The following is a 16,926-nucleotide window of genomic DNA, read 5'->3' as shown; positions in this document are numbered from 1 at the left end:
TAGTCAAGGGGATGCAAACAAAGGGAGGTAACGATTGATGAGACAAAACAAAAGCTGGATGATGCTGCTCGCGGTGCTGCTTTCATTCTCGCTGCTGCTAGGGGCATGCAGCTCAAACGGCGGGGCAAAAGAAACGAGTGCAACGGCAGAGAGCGGCAGCAGCGGTGGCAATACGGCTAAAGATGAAACGGTGGAGCTGAGCTGGTACACAATCGGAACCCCGCAAAAGGATGTAAACCGTGTCATGGAGGAAGTCAGCAAATATACGGCCGAGAAAATTGGCGTAACGATCAAAATGACCCAGATTGATTGGGGCGACTATACGCAAAAAATGCAAATCGCTACCTCATCAGGAACGCCTATGGACATCATGTTTACTTCTTCATGGGCATTCGATTATGTGCAAAATGCCCGTAAAGGAGCCTTTTATGAAATCGACGATTTGCTGAAGGAGCAGGGTAAAGGAATTGTGGAGACGCTTGATCCGGCCTTTCTTGAAGGCTCCAAGGTAGATGGCCACAACTACGGCATTCCAGCGAAAAAAGAGCTCCCGGCGCTTGAGGTATGGCGCTTTAACAAAACCCTGCTGGATAAATACAATTTGAGCATGGATGGCATCTATACGCTGGAAAGCATAGAGCCGCTGCTGAAAACGATTAAAGACAGCGAGCCGGATATTACGCCATTTGCCATTACGAAGGATTATATGCCCGTGCTGCCGTACGATTATTTGATCTCCAACCTGCCAATGGTCGTAAGCTTGGATAAAGGCGACTACAAAGTCGTAAACGTGCTGGAGACGCCGGAGCTTAAGGCAGCGCTTGATACGATGCACAGCTACTACAAGAAGGGCTACGTTTCGCCAGAGGCGGCAACGACCAATGGGCTGGACGATACGCAAAAATCCGGCAAATGGTTCCTTGACCGCGCAGCGACAACGCCTTTCGCCGATAATCTGTGGAGTGCAAGCTATGGTTATCCGGTCGTATCAACGCCCGCGAGCGAATCAATGATTTTCAACTGGTCCGTCATGGGCTCGATGCAGGCGATTTCGGCTAATTCGGAGCATCCAGAGAAAGCAATGGAGTTTCTGAACCTGCTGAACACCGATCCGGTATTGCGCAATATGATCGATTCCGGCATCGAAAACGTCCATTACAAGAAAACGGCTGACAATGCGATGGAGAACTTGGATGAGTCGAAAAATTATGATATGCCGACCTTCTCGCTTGGCAATGTGACGTTGACATATCTCAATACGGGTGATCCTGAGAACAAATGGGATGAATATAAAGTGTTCAATGAAGCGGGCAAAGTAGCTCCAACGCTGGGCTTCAACTTTGACTCGACGAGCGTCACGACCGAGCTTGCATCGATTCAGAACGTCAAAGGCGAGTTCTGGTCGGCGCTAATGACGGGTACGGTTGATCCGAATGAATATTTGCCAAAGGCGATTGAGAAGTTTAAAGCAGCAGGGCTGGATAAAGTTATTGCGGAAGCACAGACCCAGCTTGATGCGTGGAAAGCGGCGAATCCTAAATAATCCGTGAATAGGGAGAGGCGAATTTTCGGATTTGCCTCTCTTTTTTTATAAAGATAACGAGCATTGATAAGTTGGTGGTGTAAGGAGATGAACGACATGTTCGACAAGCTGAAAATATTTTCACGGGACATCCTGCGCAATCGAGCGATGCTCTTGATGGTGCTGCCAGGCGCCCTATGGTTTTTGCTGTTTTCCTACCTGCCGATGGCGGGAACGATTATTTCCTTTAAGCAGTACAGATACAGCAAGGATGGCTTTTTTGCCAGCATCATGAATAGCAAGTGGGTGGGTCTAGACAACTTTAAGTTTTTGTTCAGCACCTCGGATGCCTATATCATTACGCGCAATACGGTGCTTTATAATGCAGCCTTTATTATTTTAGGGCTTATCTTGGCCGTTGCGCTGGCGATTATTTTAGTCGAACTTACGAATAGGCGGCTGAGCAAGTTTTTTCAAACCGCAATGTTTATGCCTTATTTTCTATCATGGGTCATTGTCGGCTATTTTGTATTCAGCTTCCTCAGCTTTGATAAAGGGCTGATGAATAAGACGCTCGAATGGATGGGCATGGAGCGAATCAATTGGTATTCCGAGCCCTCCAAATGGCCGTTTATTCTCGTATTGGTCAACCTGTGGAAAGGCGTTGGCTACAGCAGCGTCGTGTATTTGGCGGCTATTATGGGAATTGACCGCTCGCTTTATGAGGCTGCGATGATTGACGGTGCAGGCAAATGGAAGCAAATTACGAATATTACGATTCCGCTGCTCGCTCCGGTCATATCGATTATGACGCTGCTCGCTGTCGGAAAAATCTTTTACGCGGATTTTGGACTCTTTTATCAGGTGCCAAGAGATTCGGGCTTGCTGTATTCAATGACCAACGTCATTGATACGTATGTGTTTCGAGGCTTGAAGGTGAACGGCGAAATCGGCATGAGCACGGCTGCCGGGCTTTATCAGTCCTTCGTCGGATTTCTGCTTGTTATGCTGTCCAACTACATCGTCAGAAGAAAAAATAAGGATAATGCCTTGTTTTAAACGAAGGAGGAGCTATAGGTGCCCGTAAAAAAAACAAAGCGCTTCGATCAAATCTCACCTGCTGCCAACTTTCTTCTGAGCCTGCTGACAGGTGTCATTGCGATTGCTTGCGTCTTTCCATTTCTGTTCGTCGTCATCATTTCATTTACGAATGAAAAATCGCTCGCCTCGAACGGCTACCGCATTATTCCGAAGGAATGGAGCCTGGAGGCGTACCAATATATATTTCGGACAGGCGAGGCGCTGCTGCGCTCGTATGGCGTCACGATTTTTGTAACGGTCGTCGGTACGCTATTGAGCCTTGTCATCATTACGCTTTATGCGTACGCTATTTCCCAGAGAAGCTTTAAATATCGTCGCTTATTCAGCTTTTTTGCGATTTTTACGATGCTGTTCAACGGCGGTATGGTGCCGACCTTCATCGTCGTTACGCAGCTGCTGCATATGAAGGATACGATATGGGCGCTCATTATGCCGATGCTCGTCAATGCGTTTTATATCCTCATTATGCGAACGTTTTTCAGTACAATGGTGCCTACAGCCATTATTGAATCGGGGAAAATAGACGGGGCAAGCGAGCTGCAAACGTTTATTCGGCTTGTGCTGCCGCTGTCGCTTCCCGGCATTGCTACAATCGGCTTGTTCAATACGCTTGGCTATTGGAATGACTGGTTTAATGCACTCTTGTACATCGACACGCCTAATCTGGTGCCGCTGCAATCGATGCTGATGCGAATTGAGACGAGCATGCAGTTCATTATGCAAAATTCGACCAATTCGGCGATCAGCACCGGCATATTGCAAAACATGCCGCAGGATACGTCGCGGATGGCGATGGTCGTGCTGGCAACGGGACCGATCGTGCTCGCTTATCCTTTTTTCCAGCGGTACTTCGTTCAAGGGCTAACTATAGGGGCCGTAAAGGAATAGGCTTGCAATGATTTTCACGTTCCGCTATACTGTCTATAATCTAATACATGTTATACGTTGATAGAGCGCAGTAGCAGCTTTGTCCCTGTTGCAGAAAGTCAGGGGTTGATGAGACCTGACACATACAAGGGCTGTGAATTACACTCTGGAGTATCTTGGGTAATGCCAAGCGGCAGGGCGAACGATATTTCGTCAAAAGCGGTATGAACAGCATTTTTTAAGCTGTTTGTGCAAGTTGGGTGGTACCACGGTTATTCAATCGTCCCTATGTCTCCAGTAGACGAGGGGCGATTTTTTGTTGCCCAAAAAAGCCAAGCCCAGCGCGGATTTCCGCTCATTAACGTAAAACATGACCACTATTATCGAATGGAAAAGGGGTTGTTTGCTTTGAATATTATGGATGAACTCGGATGGCGCGATGCCATTAACCAGCAGACGGATGCGGAGGGACTTCGCGAGCTGACGAATACGAAGGCAGTGTCGCTGTACTGCGGCGTTGACCCGACTGGCGACAGTATGCATATCGGCCACTTGATTCCGTTTATGATGCTGAAACGTTTCCAACTCGCAGGCCATCGCCCCGTTATTCTCATTGGCGGAGCGACCGGAACGATCGGTGATCCAAGCGGACGCCAGACCGAGCGCTCGCTGCAAACGCTGGAGCAAGTGCAGGCAAATGTGGACGCGTTAAGTGCACAGCTGAAAAAGCTTTTTATGACTGACGGCGACAATCAGGTGCGCATGGTCAATAACTACGACTGGACGCACAAAATCAATGTCATTGAGTTTTTGCGCGACTTTGGTAAAAATTTCAGCCTCAATACGATGCTGGCGAAGGACGTCGTATCGAGCAGACTCGATAGCGGCATTTCGTTCACCGAGTTTTCGTACCAAATTTTGCAGTCGCTCGACTACCTGCACCTGTTCCAGAACGAGGATGTGCAGCTGCAAATCGGCGGCTCCGATCAATGGGGCAATATTACGAGCGGCCTTGACCTGATTCGGAAAAAAGAAGGCTCAGAGGCGAAAGCGTTCGGCCTGACGATTCCGCTTATGCTGAAAGCCGACGGCACGAAATTCGGCAAAACGGCGGGCGGCGCGATCTGGCTTGATCCAAGCAAAACGACGCCATTCGAGTTTTACCAGTTCTGGGCGAATACCGATGACCGCGATGTCGTGAAATACTTGAAATTCTTCACGTTCCTGAGCAAAGCGGAAATTGAAGCGCTCGAGGAGAAGGTGCAAACCGAGCCTCATAAACGCGAAGCGCAGAAGGCGCTGGCAGAGGAAATGACGAAATTCGTGCACAGCGAAGAACTGCTGGAGCAGGCAAAGCGCATTACAGCGGCGTTGTTCAGCGGCGACATTCGCTCGCTGACAGCGGATGAAATCGAGCAGGGCTTTAAAGAAATGCCGACCTTCACAGCGGACGGGGAGCCGAAAAACATCGTCGACTGGCTCGTCGATCTCGGCATTGAGCCTTCCAAGCGCCAAGCGCGCGAGGATATTACGAAGGGCGCCATCTCCATGAACGGCGAGAAGGTGACGGAGCTTGAATTTACCGTTACAGCGGAGCATGCAATTGGCGGTCGGTTCATCATTATTCGCAAAGGTAAAAAAAGCTACAGCTTGGTGAAGCTGGGCTAGCGCAGCAAGGTTAAGCTGGGTTAGTGTAGCCCAGCAGAGCAGCGCAGCTGAAGCAGCTGAGCTAATGCAGTTTTGTTAGAGAATCGCAGCTGCTGCAGTTGGGTTAGTCCGAGACGGTTAGCTTGCGGACTGACGATCCGCTATTTTAAGCTTTTTGTTGATTTCAGCGTTTGATCGGACAGGAGAGCCGTTATTCATGAAATTTCGGCTTGAAAATGGGCATTCGCAGCTATTAGCTGCCCCTGAGTCCGCGACATTCTCCATCGAGCGTTGTTTGAGGGAAATAGCGGCATTTCAGTCCGCCAAAGGTTCGGATTGAGGCTATTGCCCAGCTAAACAGGGTCGGCGTAAATATAGCCAAACAGCGTAAGGAAGCTGTTTGGCTATATTTTTTAACTATTTATGAGGAATTTCGTGCTGGAAGTCATTGGCCGCCAAACTAGGCCTGCGATTGTCTTCTTTTCCTAGAAAGCTGCGCAAATCCTTGCCCGCCAGCGGCTCGTCGGCAAATCTCGGAATGATATGCAAATGAGAGTGAAACAGATGCTGTCCTGCTGCGCCTTGCGTATTCCACTGCAAATTGTAGCCATCAGGCTGATGCAGCTCATCCAAATGCGCCTTCACCTTATGTACAAGCTGATACGTATCAGCCCATTCCTGCTCCGTCAGCTCAAAAACATTTTCCCGGTGCTGCCGCGGAACAATTAAACCAGAACCAATCAAAATGTCCTGAGGCATTTGGTAAAAGATGCAGCTTTCATTGCTTAATATAGCTCGCTGCCGCGCCTCCAGTTCTGGCCTGCAAAATACGCATGAATCGTGATTCATCAATGGAATCGCTCCTTTGAAGGATAGAATGATAAGGCAATAGCTGATCGTGCGTACAGCTCTATTTTACCAGACGATAGCCTATCTAGGTAATGAAATTGAAAGCTATAGGAGTTGATATAGGCGGTGATAGATTTCGTTATCTTGCTCTTTCATTCTCTTAGGCTTACAGTCTTGATGGCTTGAGGTATAGTAAGGATAAGACGAAATGAATGGAAAAGCGGGGGATAGGAATGGCACAAATGATACGGGAAGAGCTGTTTTTGCGGGCGGAGGCGGATTATCAAAAGTTTGCTGCGTCGCTGATACCGAATATCAGCAATGTAATGGGTGTTCGGCTGCCGGAGCTGCGTAAGCTTGCAGCAGAAATTGTAAAGGGCGACTGGCGCGCTTATTTGGCGGAGGCAGACGATGAATTTTTCGAGGAAGTCATGCTGCAAGGCATGGTTATCGGCCTCGTGAAGACGGATATGGAGGAGCTTCAGCGCTATATTGCCGATTTTGTGCCGAAAATCGATAATTGGTCCGTCTGCGACAGCTTCTGTGCGGGGCTGAAGGTGACCAAAAAACATTCGCAGGAAATATGGAATTTTATTCAGCCGTATTTTGCTTCGGAGCAGGAGTATGATTTGCGCTTTGCCGCGGTTATGCTGCTTAATTTTTATGTAAATGAGGAATATATAGAGCGGGTGCTTCAGCGGCTCGATCAGATAGACCATCCTGCCTATTATGTGAAAATGGCGGTGGCATGGGCAGTATCCATCTGCTACATTAAGCAACCAGAGCCGACAATGGCCTATTTGAAAAATAATGCGCTCGACACTTTCACGTATAACAAAGCGCTGCAAAAAATAACCGAATCGTACCGCATCGATCCCGATACGAAAGCGATTATCCGCAGCATGAAGCGGAAAGTCGTGAAGAGCTAATCAGGCAAGGCTGATTGAAGTAGAGTAAGTATAGTAGATGGCATACAGCGCATGCTTATTATTTAGAATGCCGGAGGGGGCACGATGAAAAACGAGCTTTTATACAAGCAGCCGAAGACGCTGCTCAATAAAGGGACCGGCTTTCTGTCAGGCTACAGTCATTCGCTGAATCCTTATACGGGCTGCGCCTTCGCTTGCTCCTATTGCTATGTGCGGGGCATGCCGGTGTCCATCTTCCGTGGACAGGAGTGGGGAAGCTGGGTTGATGTTAAGCTTGGCGCCGCCGAGCTGCTTAAGAAAGAGCTGCGAAAAGCGAAGGCGAAGGGGCCCGTGACGATTTTTATGTCCTCCAGTACGGACCCGTATCAGCCAGCCGAATATAAGGAGCAGGTGACGCGCTCCTTGCTGGAGGCGATGGCGGAGGAGCCGCCGGAGTTTTTGCTTGTTCAGACGAGAAGCCCGCTCGTTACTCGCGACATCGACTTGCTGCTGCGCCTGGGAAGTCGGGTGCGCGTCAGTATGACGGTGGAGACGGATTTGGAGGCGATCCGGAAGCACTTTTCACCGATGGCTCCGCCCATTCAAGCTCGATTGAGAGCTTTGCGATTACTGAAAGAAGCTGGCGTGCCGACTCAGGCGGCGGTTGCGCCATTGCTGCCGAGCAGCGAGGCATTTGCGGGCAAGCTTGCCACGCTCGTGGATCGGGTGTGCATAGACGATTATTTTATGGGTGATGGAAGCGGCGGTAAACGAACTAGGCGACTTGGGCTTGAGACACTGTATGCGCAGCTAGGAGCTGAGGAATGGTATGAGCCTTCGGCTTACGAGACGGTTTATCGGCAATTCCGAGAAGTATTTGCGGAGGAGCAGCTTTTTATAAGTCAGGCGGGGTTTGAGCCTTGAGCGTAACAGAATTTTATCGGCGAATGTAAATAGAAAACGGCCATTGGGGATAGTGGAAGAATTGTTTTTGTGATGGGTCAGTGACCCTAGAAGCCCCACGTTCTCCCGTTACCCTATGGTAATCGTAAACAAATTACAAAAGTAGGCCAACCAGTAAAATCTGGCTGACCTAACAATACGAAAAAGCCTGTAATGAGTAATCTTTATTTAAAGGCAGTGAGATGCAAGATAGTCTTTTTCAAAGGTTGGCTCATGTAAACAGCGAAGATCGCTTATCCCTTTGTGAATCTCCTGCTCTCTCGAACCGTTATACATCAAATAAAGCTGAAACACGTCTGTTCAATTCTTTTTTAAGTCCCAAAAAGAGAACGATTAGCATTGATTTCGCAACAATATCCTAATTATTTCCGTCTAATAGCTTATTCAAGCTAGGTGGTGGATTATAGATGGTGAAATCACGGAAGATCGCCTTATTTAGCTTCACTGGAATTATTATTTTTCTAGTAATACTGGCCGCCGTATACATCAATAATATTGGGTACAACAACGTAAAACAAATGTATCGATTGCAAACAACGGATCAATCCATTGTGCAGATCGATAGCGTCACAGAAGGGAAGGAGCGCTATCTAACCAAGGCAAAGCAGCCTCATGAACTACTAAAGAAACGTATGGAAAAGGAGGGATGGATTTATACTAAACAGGAAGGGTCAGGTTACTTTTTTGAAAAGGATGGTAAGGAGGAAATTGTGACAATGAAAAAATGGAATCATTCTTATGTAGTTTACGACTTGAAAAATGAAGTCGCCAACCTCGCAGATTAAATAGATAATAAAATTTGAGCCCCCACCTAATATCAAGTGGGGGCTTTATCGATTAATTAGTTAGGAGCTTTGTCAATTTCGTATCCATATACATTGTAACCAGCGCTATACCAGCTTTGGAGAGTGGTTTCTTCTTTTTTGTCTGATGTATGTTGGGTAAGGTACTTATTGCTCGCACTGTTTCCTGTGTTTTTTGTTATTATAGCTGTGTGATCGACACTACCATCAGCTCCAAAATCAGCATTTACAGCGTCCCCTGTTTGTAGAGCTGTTACATTAGATGCAACTCCAGCTCGTCCGCTCCAATGATAATAGAAATTTTGTGCGCCACCCCATGTATATGAAGGTACAAGAGGGCCGAAATGCCAAGACTCATTGCTTGTATAGTGGGTCCCATGCTGAAAATTCATACCTCCTGCACGAAGCGCTTGTGAAACAAAATTGGTGCAATCGTTCCATTCTGCCCAGCAAGCCGTACTGCTTACATTACAACCCGCCTTCTCAGCGTAGTAGGTCGAATATACAGGGTTTCTTTTATTCCACCAATCATAGGCATAGTCACGAGCCGCTATATTATCGTATCCATTTGCGAAAACAGTTGCTATGGTAAAATCAGTCGTGCCGGGATTGATAAAAGTTTCATTGTTAGATGTAGTTGGTGCATTCGCAGGAATAGGTAGAAGACTGTATAATTCAATTTGTTCTGTACTGGAAAGGAGTGTGTTCTGGTTAAGGCGCTCTTGATAGGCTTGAAGTTGTTCATTAAGTTCGAAATTTTCATACCAATCTACGAACTTCACAAATTGCACTACTTTTTTCATATCCTCTTCATTAAACAGATCAAAGGCCGTTCCTAATGAGAGTACATAATTCTGATACTTCACATCATCAATGTCCGTTTTGAGATCGCTGCCTTCATTACGTAATTGTATCTCCACCAACTCAATAGCATCTTTATGTTCAATGAGTGCTTTGTCCTTCTCTCCTTCTGGCGTGCCTGGAAGCGTGTTGTAAAAGCGAATATCACTCGCTTTCAAGGTTGGAGTTTGAACAGCCTCCGGCTCCGGATTAGATTCAGCGTAGACACTACCCATTGAACTAAAACTTAGTGCAAGTAGACCAACAATTAACCATGTACTTTTGAACTTCATTTAATTGTAATGAAATATTTTTTATGTAGGGCTTTTAAAGAACAACTACATGAATTGAAAAAACCGGCTGTCGAGCACCCTCGACAGCCGGTTTAACATTCATTACCGCAATCCATTCCTCAATCAATCCACTATTTCGTCACACTGCTCAGCTTATAAGCCCCATCAGCGAGCCTGTTCGTGTTCGCAAAGTCGACGCCTGGGGCATTCGTTTGCGGATTAATGATCGCAATCGCGATATCATAGGTTCCCGCAGCAAGGCTGGAGACAGGAATCGAATCGGTAATTGTATAAGTGCCTGTTTTCCAAGTGCGCAAATCGACTGTTGTCGTTTTCTTCGCGACGACCGTATTGCCGCTGCGCAGCTGAATTTCGATTGGCCAGCCGAATGGGAAGTGCTGGACGCCTTTATTTTCTAGCTTGATCGTTGTAGCAAACGTGCTTCCAGTTATAGCAGATGGATGTGAAATTTCTTTCACAACAAAATGATAGCCCATCCGTTTTTTCAGGGTATCGATATTGCTTTGCAGCGTATTGCCTACCGCGAGCGAAGCAGGCGAGTTAGGACCAAGCCAGCTTGGCTTGCTCAGCTCCGTCTGGCGTTGCGTTTCCGTAAAGCCGCTGCCCGTAGTGAGCGCGGCAGTCATGCCGGACGCTCCGCCGTAAAACTCCCCGCCAGAAATACGCGTCTCCCAAAAGTTAGCGTGCGCTGGCTGCTGCTGGCCGATATCGTCCCAGTAGCCATTTTGTGTGCCGGTATACCAGCCCCAATCCGCATCGAAGCTGTCTTTATGTCCAAACACATCGTTAAACATGCCCATAACTAGCCCCTTATTGTTCGTTTTGGCAAGGGCGATGCTGCGTCTGATCAGTACCTGCATTTTGTCCTCTTTGCCGGCGAAGGCATCAATATAATGCTGCACATATTGATTCGAAATCGTATTTGGCGGGAACACTCCGGTGTAATTCGCTTCGCCATTTGGCCCTACATAAGGCCATGTGTGAAATTCCGCCCAATGGCCAATCGAGCCGATTTGGACAAAAGCAACCGGGCGTTCATTTGTATTATATCGGGCGGCGATCGCTTCAATGGCGAGCTTATGACGCTCAATTAAATAAGCAGAGCTGTAGTTGGGCGAAAAGCCCATATTGTTGCCAGTGCCCATGCCGCCAGTCGTATCGTTATAGGCGGTACCTGGAGATTGGCCGAGGGAGACCATATCATTGTAAAGCCAATCGGGAATATCCCGGTGCGCTGCGCCAGTTGGGCTATCCAGAATAAACCTTAGCACAACTTTAACGCCTAAACTGTTCCAATGAGTGAAATTGTTCGTCGCTTCAATGGCAGCGAAATTATACGTTCCTTTCGTCGCTTCAAGCTCTTTCCAGGTTACCCCGGCATAAACGAGCTTGTGCTGCTGAGGATATCCAGTCGTTTGAGCAGATGGAGCCCAGCCTTTAAACGGATTATTGAGCGGGCTGTCCAGCTCTACTGGGTTTGCGACGGTTGTCGCTCCACCAGGGTCGCTGGGCCCGCCGCTTGATGAAAGCAAATAGGAGAGCAGCGTCTGGTTTGCCGCCGGCAGCCGTGAGGTTGTCGAGTTGTTATCGATATAGCCAGCCTGAATGGTGCTGCCAGCGCTAATCTGTAAAGTGGCTAAAGGTATGGCGACCTCAATAACGGTAGAGCTGCGGAAAAATTGGGCGGAGGAGAGGGTGGTATTCGCAGTCCAGCTCCAGCTGCTTCCGGTTCCCGCATAGCGGTATAACCCGGCATTTTCCAGCATCCATTCAATGCCGGTAGCACCCCAGCCTGATGCCTGATAGCCCGTTGCCGTGTTGTTGTCCATGTTCAGCCAGAAGCTGCCCATTGCTGTGCTTAAGCCTGAGCCTTGGATAAGCAAATAAAGATTTGTTCCATCGTTTGTCATTTTAAAGCTTTGAGCGGCTCCAGTACCTGTAGCGAGTGCATTAATGCTGCTCCAATCGCTTACATTGCCATCGACCGTAATCGTAGCGGCTTGTGCTTCTGGAAGCGCGCCAATCGGCTGAAAGATTGCGAAGACGAGTACAAAAGTCAAAAATAAATGGACCAGAAGCTTTTTGTTGCTGGCTGCTTTAAACATGGTAAACCTCCTTGGGTTATAGGGTTGTCCCGCTAGGCCATTCAAATGAATGAAAGGCCGTCCATCCTTCCATTTTACAGAAATATCACCCCCTTTCTTTAGGCAAGCAGCTTGCCTCAATCTGTTTTTGCTTTGTTACATCCATGAGAGTATTTTCTGCAGGATCATCTAGGTGATAGGTTTTTTAAATTGGATTTTGCGGCAAATAATTCGAGGTATTTTCATGCTGTGGAAGTCGTTTATATGTTGCATTATAGGCGATATGAGCATACAGAACAAGAGAAATTTTCCAGATCAAGTATGAAAATTGCCTAAATATAAAGCAGTTGACAAACTGCGATTCCGTGTAATAATCTATATCAAACGAAAGAAAATTTGCGGCAAATATATACCAAGTTAAAAAGAAGGGCGTAACGAAAATTGTTTTGAAAACGCTTTAAAAACGATAAAACCCTATATAATCACGGTTATATCAAGGTTTTTAGCAAACGCAAATATATTTGCCGCAAATATAGCAAGAAAATAGCCGAAAATTGATTGACAACATGGGCGAACTGTTTTACTATCGTAATCAGATATAAAACTTTGTTAGATAACCTAACATAAGGTGCGGCGGATAATGATTGCCGCAAAATTAATGACAACGGAGTGTGTAGACATGGGGAACATTAGAATGGCTTTTATCGGTGTCGGCGATATGGGATCGCATCATTGCATCGGTTTTGATTTGCTACCGGATAGTGACGTTCGTTATATCTGCGATATGAACGAAGCTAACGTAGCGCGTACCGTTGCTGAGCTTAAAAACAGCAGCCCGGTTATTGTGACGGATTACCGTGAGCTGCTGCATAAAGAAGATGTGGATGCGGTTGTCATCAGCGTTCCGAACTATTTGCACCGCGAGGTGGCTGTTGCTTTTCTGGAGGCAGGCAAGCATGTTTTTCTGGAAAAGCCGGTTGCCCACACGATTGAAGATTGCGATGCCATTATTGAAGCGGCAGAAAAATCCGGGCGCATTTTGCAAATCGGACTCGTATACCGTTATTCCAACTTGTACCGCCGGATGGCCAAGGAGCTGGAAAATGGGCGTCTGGGCGATGTGAAGCTAATGTGGTGCAAAGAGTTCCGTGATCCGTTCCCGCCAACTGAATGGTTTTATGACAAGTCGAGGTCGGGCGGAGCGATCGTTGAGAAGGATTGCCACCACTTTGATATTTTCAACTGGATGATTCAGGCGAATCCAGTACGCGTATTTGCTTCCGGCGGCCAGCATGTGATGAAGCAGGGGCAAGACAACCTTATTACGAATTCCTACAGCCATTATCCAGCGAAAAATATTTCCGATACGTCGATCGTCGATCACGCCTTCATTACGATTGATTACGACAACGGCAGCAAAGCGAACCTTGGCCTGTGCATGTATTTGAAGCCGAGAAACCTGCTTGGCGAAGGACTTGAAATCGGCTTGATTGGAGACAATGGCGGACAGATGGTTGCGCGCAACGACAAGACGATTGATATCGTCGGCGGCGAGGATTGGACGAAGGATCATCTCGATATTGATGTAACGTCGGATTCCATTATGGGCGGCCATACGGGCGGACAGACGCAGCGTATCGATTTCCTGAAATGCGTAAGGGAAGGCAAACAGCCGTTTGCGACGGCGCAGGTTGGTCGTAATGCACTGCTGATTGCGCTCGCTGCCGAAAAATCTATTTTAGAAGAACGGTATGTCTATTTAGAAGAAATCACTGGCTAAGGGGTGTCATGATGAATAGCTTGCGAAAATATGACACATTGCTGTTTTTCCTATTTATTATGCCGTGGATCATTGGCTTTACGATCTTCTTCCTGATTCCATTCGGCACTTCGGTGTTTTACGCTTTTACGGATGCGAAACTGCCAGGCGCGGTCAATTATAACTTTGTAGGCTTTGATAACTTCATTCATATGATCGATGATCCGATTTTTCTGAAAAGCTTGCTCAACACGATGTATTTCGTCGTTTTCGGTGTGCCGATCGTAACGGCGGGCATGCTGGTGCTGGCGATGCTGCTTAATTTTAATGTGAAGGGCATTGCGCTGTTCCGTACCTTCTATTACTTGCCTACGCTTGTGCCAATTGTGGCAACCGTCATTATTTGGCGGCTCGTCTTCAATGCGGAGTTCGGCATCTTGAATTTGGGGCTCGGCCTGCTCGGCTTTGATAAGATCGATTGGATCGGCGGCGAGCATACGATTAAGCCGGTTATCATTTTGCTGCAGGTGTGGATTTCGGGAAGTGGGGTACTGATCTTTTTGGCGGCGCTCAAAAATGTACCGAGGCATTTGTATGAAGCGGCTGAAATTGACGGTGCGGTGGGTGTCCGCAAATTTTTAGCCATCACGCTGCCGATGATCAGCCCTTCGATTTTGTTCGTTATCATTATTCAAACGATGTACAACTTTCAAATGTTTACGGAGGCGCTGCTGCTCTCCAAGGGCGGCCCGAACTACGCAGCCTATACATTTGTCTACAATATTTATAAATCGGCCTTTACCGACTTGAAGTTCAGCATGGCGATGTCACAATCGATTTTCTTATTTGCGCTGATCTCGCTCGTCACCTTTGTGCTGATGAAAATATCGAATCGCTTCGTGTATTACGAAGGAGAGAGATAGGGGGATCTATATGAATGGCGGGCAAAAGAGCAGCATGACAGCAACGGTCTCCAAATATGTATTGCTGCTCGCAGCGTTAGTGTTATTTGTAGGGCCTCTCGTGTGGATGCTCTCGACGATGATGAAGACGAAGGCGGAGACGTACAAGGTGCCGCCGACTATTTTTCCGGAACAGATGAACTTTGAGGCGTTTGAGCGATTGTTCGCCGTCCAGCCCATGATGTGGCAGTGGATTCAAAACTCCTTTGCGATTTCGTTTTTCGTCGCTGCGGGCGCTGTCGTTTCCAGCTCCATTGTGGCTTATGGCTTTTCGCGTTTTGCGACGAAATACCGGGATAAGCTTTTTCCGATCGTGCTGCTGACGCTGATGATTCCGCCGTCTATTATGATGATTCCATCGTATGTGCTGTTCGCGAAGCTGGGGTGGATTGATACATGGCTGCCGCTGATCGTTCCGGCATGGCTCGGAGGAGCCTATTACATTTTTCTATTCCGGCAATTTTTTCTGACGATTCCGCAGGAGCTTGATGAAGCGACTTACCTCGATGGCGGCAATCGCTGGACTGTATATGCGAGAGTCATTATGCCGCTGTCCAAGCCAATTATTATTACGACGATCATTTTCGCTTTCGTCAACTCTTGGCTCGATTTTCTCGGACCGTTTCTGTATATCAAAAATAATGAGCTGTTCACGCTAAGTGTTGGCCTGCAGCTGCTGATTGGACAGACGAGCCAGGATTTCCCGGCGCTTGCGGCCGGTGCTTTCATTAGTATTATTCCAATTGGCCTGCTGTATTTCTTCGCACAACGCTACATTGTGGAAGGGGTGGTGCTGACGGGCTCCAAAGGATAGTCGCGCGGTCTGGTTCTGGTTTTCTTGCTTTCTACATGATGTAAAAGGGGAACTGTATATGAAAACAAAGAGCAAATGGAAGTTGAGTGTAGGTACTACGTTGTTGGCTACGTCTATTCTTGTAACGGGCTGCGGAGGCGGCAATGCAGGCGGGCAGACGAATACGGCGAATCCAGCAAGCGCCGGTGGCAATTCCAGCACGCCAGCTGAAGAGGCTGTCACGATTACCTATTCTCAGTGGGGAACGGCCGAGGAGCTTCAGCGCACACAGGAATTGCTAAACAAGTTCATGACGGCTAATCCGAGCATTACGGTCAAGCTGGAAGGCAAGGACTGGGGCAGCTATTGGGACGGGCTGACGGCGAATGCCGCTGGAGGAACGCTTCCGGACGTATTTAAAACGAGCTATGCTTATGTAGAGAAATATGCGGAGCTGGGCATTTTTAAAGAGCTGGACGGCTTGCTCACCGACAATAAATTTGATTTGAACAATGTCGATCCTAGCCTGCTCGGTCTTCATAAATATCAGGGCAAGCAGGTGTCGCTACCGATTGATGCGAATGTCATCGTTTGGTACTACAATAAAGCATTGTTCTCTGATGAAAAAACAAACCCGCTGAAGGTGCCGATGCCATCGCTTGAGCCAACTTGGGATGAAATTACCGATATTGCGACGAAGCTGACGTTTGATAAAAACGGCAAAAACGCAGGCGAAGCGGGCTTTGATGGCAAAAACATCGTGCAATGGGGCCTTTCGATTTCCCCAGGCTCGACCATGGATTGGTTCCTTGAGCCTGAGCTGTGGTCGAACGGCGGCAAGCTCGTCAATGATGATGGAACGCTTGCGCTCGATACCCCGGAATCGATTGAAGTGCTGCAATATTTTATTGATTTGACGAAAAATAAAAAGATCAACACAACGCCTGCGCAAATCGAAGGGCTTGGCGGCCAAGTCAACCTTGCGATTACAACGGGCAAGGTTGCTATGAATCCGGGCGGCAGCTGGAACACCGCCAACTATAAAGAAGCGGGCATTGATTACGGCATCTCTTATTTGCCGAAATTTAAGACGAACCAAACGGTTGTCCAGCCTGCGGGCATGGCAATCAGCGCTAATACGAAGCATGAAGCGGCGGCTTACAAGCTACTGGCATGGCTTGCGGGCCCTGAAGGGCAGACGGAGCTTGCTAAGCAGGGCTATTCGATTCCGGCGAATAAAGCGGCATCGGATGCTTATATTGAAACGATGGGCGAAGCGAACAAAATCTTCCTTGACGCCCAGCAATACGGCATCGTATCGCCATTCACGGCGAAGAAAACCGACCTCGTATGGACGTACGGCGAGCAATCGCTCAAGCTTCCGCTTGCGGGTGAAGGCGATCTAATGGCGGCGATTAAGGAATTGACCTCCAAAGTAAACTAAAACGACAAATAACAGCAGCATTGGAGCCGTGCTTAAGGTTCCGAGCTGCTGTTGTTTTGTGTTTGTATAA

At 47.7% G+C, this 16,926-nt stretch carries 15 protein-coding genes and 1 other annotated feature; of the genes, 12 read left to right on the top strand and 3 right to left on the bottom strand.

Annotated elements, in window-relative coordinates:
• Positions 1-34 precede the first annotated feature (34 nt).
• The 5 genes from AC50YG_RS26225 (at position 35) to AC50YG_RS26205 (ending at position 5,477) form a co-directional block, all read left to right on the top strand.
• Positions 35-1,543: an ABC transporter substrate-binding protein gene (locus tag AC50YG_RS26225; RefSeq protein ID WP_494831147.1), complete on the top strand. Its 1,509-nt coding sequence runs from the start codon at positions 35-37 to the stop codon at positions 1,541-1,543.
• Positions 1,544-1,639: 96 nt separating this feature from the next.
• A complete protein-coding gene (locus AC50YG_RS26220) occupies positions 1,640-2,581 on the top strand; it encodes an ABC transporter permease (RefSeq protein ID WP_494831145.1) in 942 nt (313 codons plus the stop codon).
• A 51-nt stretch (positions 2,582-2,632) separates the two neighbouring features.
• Positions 2,633-3,511, top strand: coding sequence for a carbohydrate ABC transporter permease (locus AC50YG_RS26215; RefSeq protein WP_494831320.1), 879 nt, complete (start codon positions 2,633-2,635; stop codon positions 3,509-3,511).
• A gap of 48 nt (positions 3,512-3,559) precedes the next feature.
• Positions 3,560-3,781 (top strand) — a binding site (T-box leader).
• Positions 3,782-3,898: 117 nt separating this feature from the next.
• Positions 3,899-5,158, top strand: a complete 1,260-nt coding sequence (gene tyrS, locus AC50YG_RS26210) for a tyrosine--tRNA ligase (RefSeq protein WP_494831143.1) — start codon at positions 3,899-3,901, stop codon at positions 5,156-5,158.
• A gap of 196 nt (positions 5,159-5,354) precedes the next feature.
• On the top strand, positions 5,355-5,477 hold the full coding sequence (locus AC50YG_RS26205) for a hypothetical protein (RefSeq protein ID WP_473760065.1): 123 nt from the start codon (positions 5,355-5,357) through the stop codon (positions 5,475-5,477).
• A gap of 77 nt (positions 5,478-5,554) precedes the next feature.
• Here the strand turns inward: AC50YG_RS26205 and AC50YG_RS26200 are convergent, their stop codons facing one another.
• Positions 5,555-5,986 carry an HIT family protein gene (locus tag AC50YG_RS26200; protein ID WP_494831141.1) on the bottom strand — a complete coding sequence of 144 codons (432 nt, stop codon included), beginning with the start codon at positions 5,984-5,986 and terminating at the stop codon, positions 5,555-5,557.
• Between the two features lie 233 nt (positions 5,987-6,219).
• Between AC50YG_RS26200 and AC50YG_RS26195 the strand changes: the two genes are divergently transcribed.
• The 3 genes from AC50YG_RS26195 to AC50YG_RS26185 all read left to right on the top strand — a co-directional run bounded on the left by AC50YG_RS26195 (position 6,220) and on the right by AC50YG_RS26185 (position 8,642).
• Positions 6,220-6,915: a DNA alkylation repair protein gene (locus AC50YG_RS26195; RefSeq protein WP_494831139.1), complete on the top strand. Its 696-nt coding sequence runs from the start codon at positions 6,220-6,222 to the stop codon at positions 6,913-6,915.
• Positions 6,916-6,999: 84 nt separating this feature from the next.
• Complete coding sequence (locus AC50YG_RS26190) at positions 7,000-7,818, top strand: SPL family radical SAM protein (RefSeq protein ID WP_494831137.1); 819 nt, start codon at positions 7,000-7,002, stop codon at positions 7,816-7,818.
• A gap of 446 nt (positions 7,819-8,264) precedes the next feature.
• Positions 8,265-8,642 (top strand): type II toxin-antitoxin system HicA family toxin, encoded by a 378-nt coding sequence (locus AC50YG_RS26185; protein WP_494831135.1) that lies wholly within the window; start codon positions 8,265-8,267, stop codon positions 8,640-8,642.
• 56 nt (positions 8,643-8,698) lie between these two features.
• Here AC50YG_RS26185 and AC50YG_RS26180 read toward each other — a convergent pair whose 3' ends face one another.
• Positions 8,699-9,736, bottom strand: coding sequence for an amidase domain-containing protein (locus AC50YG_RS26180; protein WP_494831133.1), 1,038 nt, complete (start codon positions 9,734-9,736; stop codon positions 8,699-8,701).
• Between the two features lie 188 nt (positions 9,737-9,924).
• The gene (locus tag AC50YG_RS26175; protein WP_494831131.1) at positions 9,925-11,919 is read right to left on the bottom strand and encodes a DUF4832 domain-containing protein; all 1,995 of its coding nucleotides are present in this window, start codon (positions 11,917-11,919) and stop codon (positions 9,925-9,927) included.
• A gap of 658 nt (positions 11,920-12,577) precedes the next feature.
• Here AC50YG_RS26175 and AC50YG_RS26170 point away from each other — a divergent pair.
• The 4 genes from AC50YG_RS26170 to AC50YG_RS26155 are packed head-to-tail and all read left to right on the top strand — an operon-like array spanning position 12,578 to position 16,856.
• Positions 12,578-13,678 (top strand): Gfo/Idh/MocA family protein, encoded by a 1,101-nt coding sequence (locus AC50YG_RS26170; protein ID WP_494831129.1) that lies wholly within the window; start codon positions 12,578-12,580, stop codon positions 13,676-13,678.
• Between the two features lie 11 nt (positions 13,679-13,689).
• On the top strand, positions 13,690-14,580 hold the full coding sequence (locus AC50YG_RS26165; protein WP_494831127.1) for a carbohydrate ABC transporter permease: 891 nt from the start codon (positions 13,690-13,692) through the stop codon (positions 14,578-14,580).
• A gap of 10 nt (positions 14,581-14,590) precedes the next feature.
• Entirely contained in the window at positions 14,591-15,433 is an 843-nt protein-coding gene (locus tag AC50YG_RS26160) for a carbohydrate ABC transporter permease (protein ID WP_494831125.1), read from the top strand.
• A 58-nt stretch (positions 15,434-15,491) separates the two neighbouring features.
• Positions 15,492-16,856, top strand: a complete 1,365-nt coding sequence (locus AC50YG_RS26155) for an ABC transporter substrate-binding protein (protein WP_494831123.1) — start codon at positions 15,492-15,494, stop codon at positions 16,854-16,856.
• Positions 16,857-16,926: the final 70 nt, after the last annotated feature.

It is taken from the genome of Paenibacillus sp. J31R34, assembly GCF_059383715.1.
Note: the sequence above shows the minus strand (reverse complement) of the source record. Positions and strands in the feature narration are given on the sequence as shown.

Coding starts and splice junctions, on each gene's coding strand:
- AC50YG_RS26155 (WP_494831123.1), top strand. CDS start 15,492: ATGAAAACAAAGAGCAAATGGAAGTTGAGTGTAGGTACTACGTTGTTG.
- AC50YG_RS26185 (WP_494831135.1), top strand. CDS start 8,265: ATGGTGAAATCACGGAAGATCGCCTTATTTAGCTTCACTGGAATTATT.
- AC50YG_RS26160 (WP_494831125.1), top strand. CDS start 14,591: ATGAATGGCGGGCAAAAGAGCAGCATGACAGCAACGGTCTCCAAATAT.
- AC50YG_RS26195 (WP_494831139.1), top strand. CDS start 6,220: ATGGCACAAATGATACGGGAAGAGCTGTTTTTGCGGGCGGAGGCGGAT.
- AC50YG_RS26180 (WP_494831133.1), bottom strand. CDS start 9,736: ATGGGTAGTGTCTACGCTGAATCTAATCCGGAGCCGGAGGCTGTTCAA.
- AC50YG_RS26200 (WP_494831141.1), bottom strand. CDS start 5,986: ATGAATCACGATTCATGCGTATTTTGCAGGCCAGAACTGGAGGCGCGG.
- AC50YG_RS26190 (WP_494831137.1), top strand. CDS start 7,000: ATGAAAAACGAGCTTTTATACAAGCAGCCGAAGACGCTGCTCAATAAA.
- AC50YG_RS26220 (WP_494831145.1), top strand. CDS start 1,640: ATGTTCGACAAGCTGAAAATATTTTCACGGGACATCCTGCGCAATCGA.
- AC50YG_RS26205 (WP_473760065.1), top strand. CDS start 5,355: ATGAAATTTCGGCTTGAAAATGGGCATTCGCAGCTATTAGCTGCCCCT.
- AC50YG_RS26175 (WP_494831131.1), bottom strand. CDS start 11,919: ATGTTTAAAGCAGCCAGCAACAAAAAGCTTCTGGTCCATTTATTTTTG.
- AC50YG_RS26170 (WP_494831129.1), top strand. CDS start 12,578: ATGGGGAACATTAGAATGGCTTTTATCGGTGTCGGCGATATGGGATCG.
- AC50YG_RS26165 (WP_494831127.1), top strand. CDS start 13,690: ATGAATAGCTTGCGAAAATATGACACATTGCTGTTTTTCCTATTTATT.